General features: G+C 69.2%; 6 protein-coding genes. 3 read left to right on the top strand and 3 right to left on the bottom strand.

Going from position 1 to position 5,997, the window contains the following annotated elements; all coding sequences use genetic code 11:
• Positions 1–500: 500 nt before the first annotated feature.
• A complete protein-coding gene (locus tag AC1DY2_RS13850) occupies positions 501–977 on the top strand; it encodes an endonuclease domain-containing protein (RefSeq protein WP_476762963.1) in 477 nt (158 codons plus the stop codon).
• Positions 978–1,094: 117 nt separating this feature from the next.
• Here AC1DY2_RS13850 and AC1DY2_RS13855 read toward each other — a convergent pair whose 3' ends face one another.
• Genes AC1DY2_RS13855 through AC1DY2_RS13865 form a run of 3 tightly spaced genes read right to left on the bottom strand, consistent with a single transcriptional unit; the run spans position 1,095 to position 4,290 of the window.
• Positions 1,095–2,003 (bottom strand): carbohydrate ABC transporter permease, encoded by a 909-nt coding sequence (locus tag AC1DY2_RS13855; RefSeq protein ID WP_476762964.1) that lies wholly within the window; start codon positions 2,001–2,003, stop codon positions 1,095–1,097.
• Positions 2,004–2,006: 3 nt separating this feature from the next.
• Entirely contained in the window at positions 2,007–2,984 is a 978-nt protein-coding gene (locus AC1DY2_RS13860) for a carbohydrate ABC transporter permease (RefSeq protein ID WP_476762965.1), read from the bottom strand.
• A 55-nt stretch (positions 2,985–3,039) separates the two neighbouring features.
• Entirely contained in the window at positions 3,040–4,290 is a 1,251-nt protein-coding gene (locus tag AC1DY2_RS13865; protein ID WP_309977522.1) for an extracellular solute-binding protein, read from the bottom strand.
• A 318-nt stretch (positions 4,291–4,608) separates the two neighbouring features.
• Here AC1DY2_RS13865 and AC1DY2_RS13870 point away from each other — a divergent pair, with 318 nt between their 5' ends.
• Positions 4,609–5,547 (top strand): SIS domain-containing protein, encoded by a 939-nt coding sequence (locus tag AC1DY2_RS13870; protein ID WP_476762966.1) that lies wholly within the window; start codon positions 4,609–4,611, stop codon positions 5,545–5,547.
• Positions 5,548–5,552: 5 nt separating this feature from the next.
• On the top strand, positions 5,553–5,997 hold a 445-nt coding region (locus AC1DY2_RS13875; protein ID WP_476762967.1), incomplete at its 3' end, for an ROK family protein.

Raw genomic sequence — 5,997 nt, forward strand, 5'->3', positions numbered from 1 at the left:
ACCTTTGTCCGCGCAAAGCTCCTCCCGCCACGAGCAGGCAGCTTGACGCGACTCGTCCTCGACACCGCCGTCGCGTTGATCACCTCCCCCTGCCGTTTCGGGGGGTGCCGCAGGCGGATTGTCGAGCCCATCAGACTGGCGCGATGTCGTTCGAGTCGTGGCTCCGAGGCCATGGAGGCGTCGCGCACCAGGTCGATGCGACGCGAGCGGGCTTCTCCAGGCATGCCATCGAGACGGCGGTGCGGGCGGGTGACGCCAAGCGGCTCCGCCGATCGTGGCTCGTACATCGTGAAGCGCCGAAGCCACTTGCCGCCGCCGTGGGCGCAGGCGTCCGGCTGGCGTGCGTCTCAGCAGCACGGCATCTCGGGCTGTGGGCGTTCGATGACGAGGGGCTTCATCTGTCGGTGCCGCCGCACGCCGGCCGCGTCGTCGCACCGAATGTCGTCCGGCACTGGGGCGCAGGCCCAGTGACGACTCATCGCCACGAGGCGATCGAGCCGATGCCGAACGTCCTGGCGCAGGTCGCCCAGTGGCAGCCGCTCGAACGAGCGTTGGTCGTGTGGGAGTCCGCGATTCGGAAGGAGCGCATCAGCCTCGACGTCCTACGACGACTTCCGCTCCGCGGACCCCGACCTCGTGCACTGATCGAGGCGTGCTCGCTGCTCTCCGACAGCGGGATCGAGACGGTTCCGGTGCTGCGACTTCGACGGGTCGGGATCGACGTGCGCCAACAGGTGCGGGTCCACGGGCACCGAGTCGACGGCCTCATCGGCGACCGGCTGGTGTACCAGGTCGACGGATTCGACTTCCACCGCCAGGCACCGCAGCGACGTGAGGACATCGCCCACGACCGTCGCCTCGTGCTGGCCGGATACACGGTCCTCCGCTATGACTACGCCCAGATCCTCTTCGACTGGCCGGCTGTCGAGGCCGAGATCAGGCTCGCGGTAGCGCAAGGGCTCCATCGTGGCGCATGAGTCGGCGACCAAGCTCGCTGCAAGGAGGACGGATGCGCCGGCGGAGGACCTATACGCCAAGGGAGACCTCCGCTGGTGCGAATCTCCTGCGCTTGCGGCGCCCGCGGCATCCGCCCCCTACTTGACGCTGCCCGCCGTGAGGCCGCCGACGAGGCGCTTCTCGATGAGCATGAACAGGATGACCACGGGGATGATCGCCACGATCGAGACGCCGAACACGTAGTGCCACGAGGTCTCGTACTGCCCGACGAACTTCGTGAGGGCCACGGAGAGCGGCTGATTGCCGGCGGTGGAGAGGATCACGAGCGAGGCCGCGAACTCGTTCCAGCAGGCGACGAACGTGAACACGATCGCGGTGACGATGCCCGGCCAGACGAGCGGCAGCTGAATGCGGAACAGCACGGTGAGTCGTCCGGCGCCGTCGATCTGCGCGGCCTCGTCGATCTCCTTCGGAACCCCGGCGAAGAACGAGTGCATGATCCACACGGCGAACGACAGATTGAACGCCGCGTTGATGAGGATCATCGCCGCCCACGTGTCGATCAGGCCGAGAGTGACGAACTGGCGGAAGAGGCCCGACGTGAGCACCGCCGGCTGCAGCATCTGCGTGACGATCACCAGGAAGAGGAACACGAAGCGGCCCGGGAACCGGAACCGCGCCGTGTAGTACGCCGCGGGCATGGCCACGCCGAGCACGAGCACCGTGGCGAACACGGCGATCACGATCGTGGAGGTGAGGTTCTGCGGCAGCGGCGTCTCGGGGGTGGACCACATGTTGATGTAGTTCTCCCAGTGCCACTCCGTGGGGAGGTACGTGGGCTCCACCGAGCGGATCTGCGCCTTGGTCTTGACCGAGCCGAAGAACATCATCGTGTACGGGAGGATGAAGATCGCCAGCACGATGAGGCCGCCGAGCATGCGCAGCAGCACGCGCCCGATGGGCACCTGGTCTTCGGTGTAACGGCGACGGCGAGCGGATGCCGCGGGCGCGTCGATCGTCTCGAACGCGGGGGCGGTGACGGCCACGGGTCAGACCTCCTGCATGGGCTTGACGACCTTCACGTACACCGCGACGATCACGATCACGATGACGAAGGCGACGACCGACAGCGCGCTGGCGACGTCGACCTTGTGCTGGTTCTGGATGTACTTGAAGATCAGCGTCATGATCGTGTCGGCGTCGTAGCCGGGGATGGACCCGGTCATCACCTTCAGGATCGGCAGCGAGTTGAAGACGTTGATGATGTTGATCAGCACGGCCACGCTCAGGGCGCCGCGCAGCTGCGGCAGGATGACGCTCACGTAGGTGCGCACGGGCCCGGCGCCGTCCATCTTCGCCGCCTCGCGCACGTCGCCCGGGATGGTCGCGAGTCCGGCGAGGATCGTGTAGGTCGTGAACGGCAGCGAGACGAACACCGCGACGACGATCGACCAGGCGAACGCCGTGGCCGGGTTGCGGGTCCAGCCGTACCCCTCGGGGGTGTCGACGAGGCCGACGTCGACGAGGAACTTGTTGATGATGCCGAAGTACGGCTCGAGTCCGTAGTAGACGACGAGGGTCGTCATGACGACGGATGCCGCCCACGGGATGATCACCGCGAGGCGGACGATGCGGCGCCCGGGGAACGCCTTGTCGAGGATCTGCGCGAGCCCGAGCGAGATGAGCACGGTCGCGGCCACGACGACGACGACCCAGACGATGGTGCGCGCGAAGATCGGCCAGAAGTAGGGGAACGAGAAGACCTCGACGTAGTTGTCGATGCCGACCGAGCCGTGGTCGATGCCCGAGATCGAGATGTCGCGCGTCGAGTTGTAGAACATGACGACGGCCGGGAACAGCACGACGCCGAAGATGAGGATGAGGGCCGGCCCGATCCACGGGAGCGAGGCGAGCAGGTCGCGCCCGCTCCTCCTGCGCTTGCCGGTGCCCGGGTCGCTCCCGCCGGGGCGGGGGCGGCCGGTGGCCGCCCCCGCTCGGGACGATGACGTGTCGGTCGTGGTGCTCATGATTCGATGGTCACCGATCCCTCCGGTGGTGCGTTCGTAGCGGATGTCGCGGGGCTCAGCCCGCGTCGACCTGGGCCTGGATCTCGGTCAGGACCTCCTGGGAGGGCTTGGTCTGGATCTGGCCGAAGAGCGCCTTGAACGCGGCATCCGTCGCCGACCACTTGGGGTTCGTGCTCGGGTAGAACTGCGCGTCGGGCAGGACCTCGAGGAACGGCGCGAGCGCCTCCTCGCCGCCGAGCGCTTCGGCGCCCGACTTCGTGACCGGCAGGAAGCCCTCGGTCTGCACCCACGGCACGTAGACGTCGGCCGTGTAGTAGTAGTCGAGGAACTTCGTGATCGCGTCCTGCTTGTCGCCGTCGTTCTGGAAGGCCATGAGCTGGTCCATCACGCCGAGCGTGAAGGGGCTGCCGTCCTCCGTGGGGATCGGGACGATCGAGTAGTCGAGGTCGGGGTTGTTCTCCTCGATCTGGCCGACGGTCGGCGGGAGGCCGACCTGCATGCCGATCTTGCCCTGGATGAAGATGTCCATGAGCGGCGAGCGGTCGGTCGAGCCGGGGTCGGCCTGCGTCGCGCCCGCGTCGATCATCTTCTTGATCTGGTCGGCACCCGGCAGGTTCGCCGGGTCGTCGACCGTGATCTCGGTGGCGTCGCCGAACGTGCCGCCGCCGCCCCAGAGCCACACGGCCGCCTCGGCCTGCGCCTCCTCGGAGCCCAGGGGCATGCCGTAGCCCGCGATGCCGCCGCCGAGGGCGGAGATCTTCGTGGCCGCGTCCAGCAGCTCGTCCCACGTGGTGGGCGGCGCGGCGACGCCGGCCTGCTCGAGCAGGGCGTTGTTGACGAACAGCGCACGAGCCGACGCGATGAGCGGCAGCGCGTAGGCGGTGCCGTCGACCTCGGCGTTCGCGATGAACGAGTCCTGGAAGTCGCTGAACGTGTCAGCCGAGACGACCTCTTCGGCGGGGTAGAGCAGGCCGTCGGCCGCGAAGCCGGCGAAGGGGCCGCCGTTGTAGATGTCGGGAGCCTCGCCACCCTGGATCTTGGTGGTGATGACCGACTCGAGGTTGTCCCACGACTGCACCTCGAGGTTGACCTTGATGTCGGGGTTCTCCTTCTCGAAGCCCGTAATCACGTCCTCCCAGAGGCCCTGGGTGTTGTCGGAGTAGCTCGGGACGAGCAGGTCGAGGGTGGTCGCGCCACCGGACTCGTCGTCGGAGCCGGAACCGCCGCCGAACCCGCAGGACGCGAGCGTGAGCGAAGCGGTGGCCGCGAGGGCGATCGCGGCGCCGAAGCGGAGCGACTTCTTCATACGTGGTTCCTCACTGTTCTTGGATCACGGGCGCCGCGGTCGCCGCGCCGGTGCGGGTGGCGGTCTCACCGCCGCGTGCATGGAACTGACCAGAATGAGCAAATATCAATCAGTTTCAGTCACGGTGTGGTCACGATGATGTCGGAGGAGTCGCCGCGCCGTCAAGAGTCGGTTGCCTGATCGTTACCGAGCGGATATCCGGCCGGAATACGGAGTGCGTTCTCCGAGAAGCGTTCATGGCGATGATCGCTGGACAGGATGAACGATCATTTGCAATCATGGTGTTTGCTCTCGCCGACCTGACACGGAGGACCACCCATGACCCACGGCACCGATGCCGCGACGCCCCAGGCGGCCGCCGCCGCGCAGGCCGCCCCCGGCGCGCACATGGCAGCCGAGCTCGCGTCCCAGCCCGAGACGTGGGCACGCGCCGCGTCCCTCCGCGACGAGCAGGCGGTGCTGCCCCGGCGCGGCGCCCGCATCGCCGTCGTCGGGTGCGGCACGTCGTGGTTCATCGCGCAGTCGTACGCCTGGCTGCGCGAAGCCGGCGGGCACGGCGAGACCGACGCGTTCGCGGCATCCGAGGCCTTCGTCGATCGCGGCTACGACGCGGTCGTCGCGCTGACCCGCTCGGGCACCACGACCGAGGTGCTCGAACTCGTCGACCACCTGCGCGGCCGGGTGCCCACGATCGGCGTGATCGGCGACGCGACCTCACCCCTCGTCGGGCTCGTCGACGAGGCCGTCACCCTGCCGTTCGCCGACGAGCGCTCGGTCGTGCAGACCCGCTTCGCCACGACCGCCCTGGCACTCTTCCGCGCGGCGCTCGGCGAGGACCTCGACGCGGCTGTGGCCGATGCCGAGCGCGCCGTGACCGCCGACCTCGACGCCGCGCTCGTCGAGGCGGAGCAGTACACCTTCCTCGGCCGCGGGTGGACGGTCGGTCTCGCCCACGAGGCCGCGCTGAAGATGCGGGAGGCCTCGCAGTCGTGGACCGAGTCGTACCCCGCCATGGAGTACCGGCACGGGCCGATCTCGATCGCCGCCCCCGGCCGTGTCACGTGGCACTTCGGCGACGCTCCCGCCGGGCTCGCGGGCGAGGTCGCCGCCACCGGCGCGCATTTCGAAGCCGGCACGCTCGATCCCATGGCCGAACTGGTGCGCGCCCAGCGCGTCGCGCTCGAGCGAGCCCGCGCGCGGGGACTCGACCCCGACTCGCCGCGCAACCTCACGCGCTCCGTGATCCTCGAGGGCTGACCCGCATGACCGCGATCCCGGATGCCGCGGCGGCGGCGCCGCTCGGACCGGGCGACGTCGTGCTCGCCTTCGACGTCGGCGGCACCGACACGAAGTCGGCCCTGATCGACGCCGACGGGCGGGTGCTCGGCCTCCGCCGGACGCCCACGCCGCTCGACGGCGAGCGCACCGCCGAGGCCGTCGTCGGCCGGGTCGCCGAGCTCGCCGCCGAGCTGCAGGAGGCCCACCCCGAGGCGCGCCCGATGGCGGCGGGCCTGCTCGTGCCCGGCATCGTCGACACCGAACGCGGGGTCGGGGTGTTCGCGAGCAACCTCGGCTGGCGCGACGCCCCGATCCGCGATCTCGCGGTGGCCGCGCTCGGGCTCCCGGTGACGTTCCACCACGACGTGACGGCCGCGAGCCTCGCCGAGCACCGCCTCGGCGCCGCGCGCGCGTTCGACGACGTCGTGG

It is taken from the genome of Agromyces sp. P1_H4, assembly GCF_056405255.1.

Bases quoted from the DNA above. Each gene is read 5' to 3' on its own strand.
- AC1DY2_RS13850 (WP_476762963.1), top strand. From the start codon at position 501: ATGCCGAACGTCCTGGCGCAGGTCGCCCAGTGGCAGCCGCTCGAACGA.
- AC1DY2_RS13860 (WP_476762965.1), bottom strand. From the start codon at position 2,984: ATGAGCACCACGACCGACACGTCATCGTCCCGAGCGGGGGCGGCCACC.
- AC1DY2_RS13865 (WP_309977522.1), bottom strand. From the start codon at position 4,290: ATGAAGAAGTCGCTCCGCTTCGGCGCCGCGATCGCCCTCGCGGCCACC.
- AC1DY2_RS13870 (WP_476762966.1), top strand. From the start codon at position 4,609: ATGACCCACGGCACCGATGCCGCGACGCCCCAGGCGGCCGCCGCCGCG.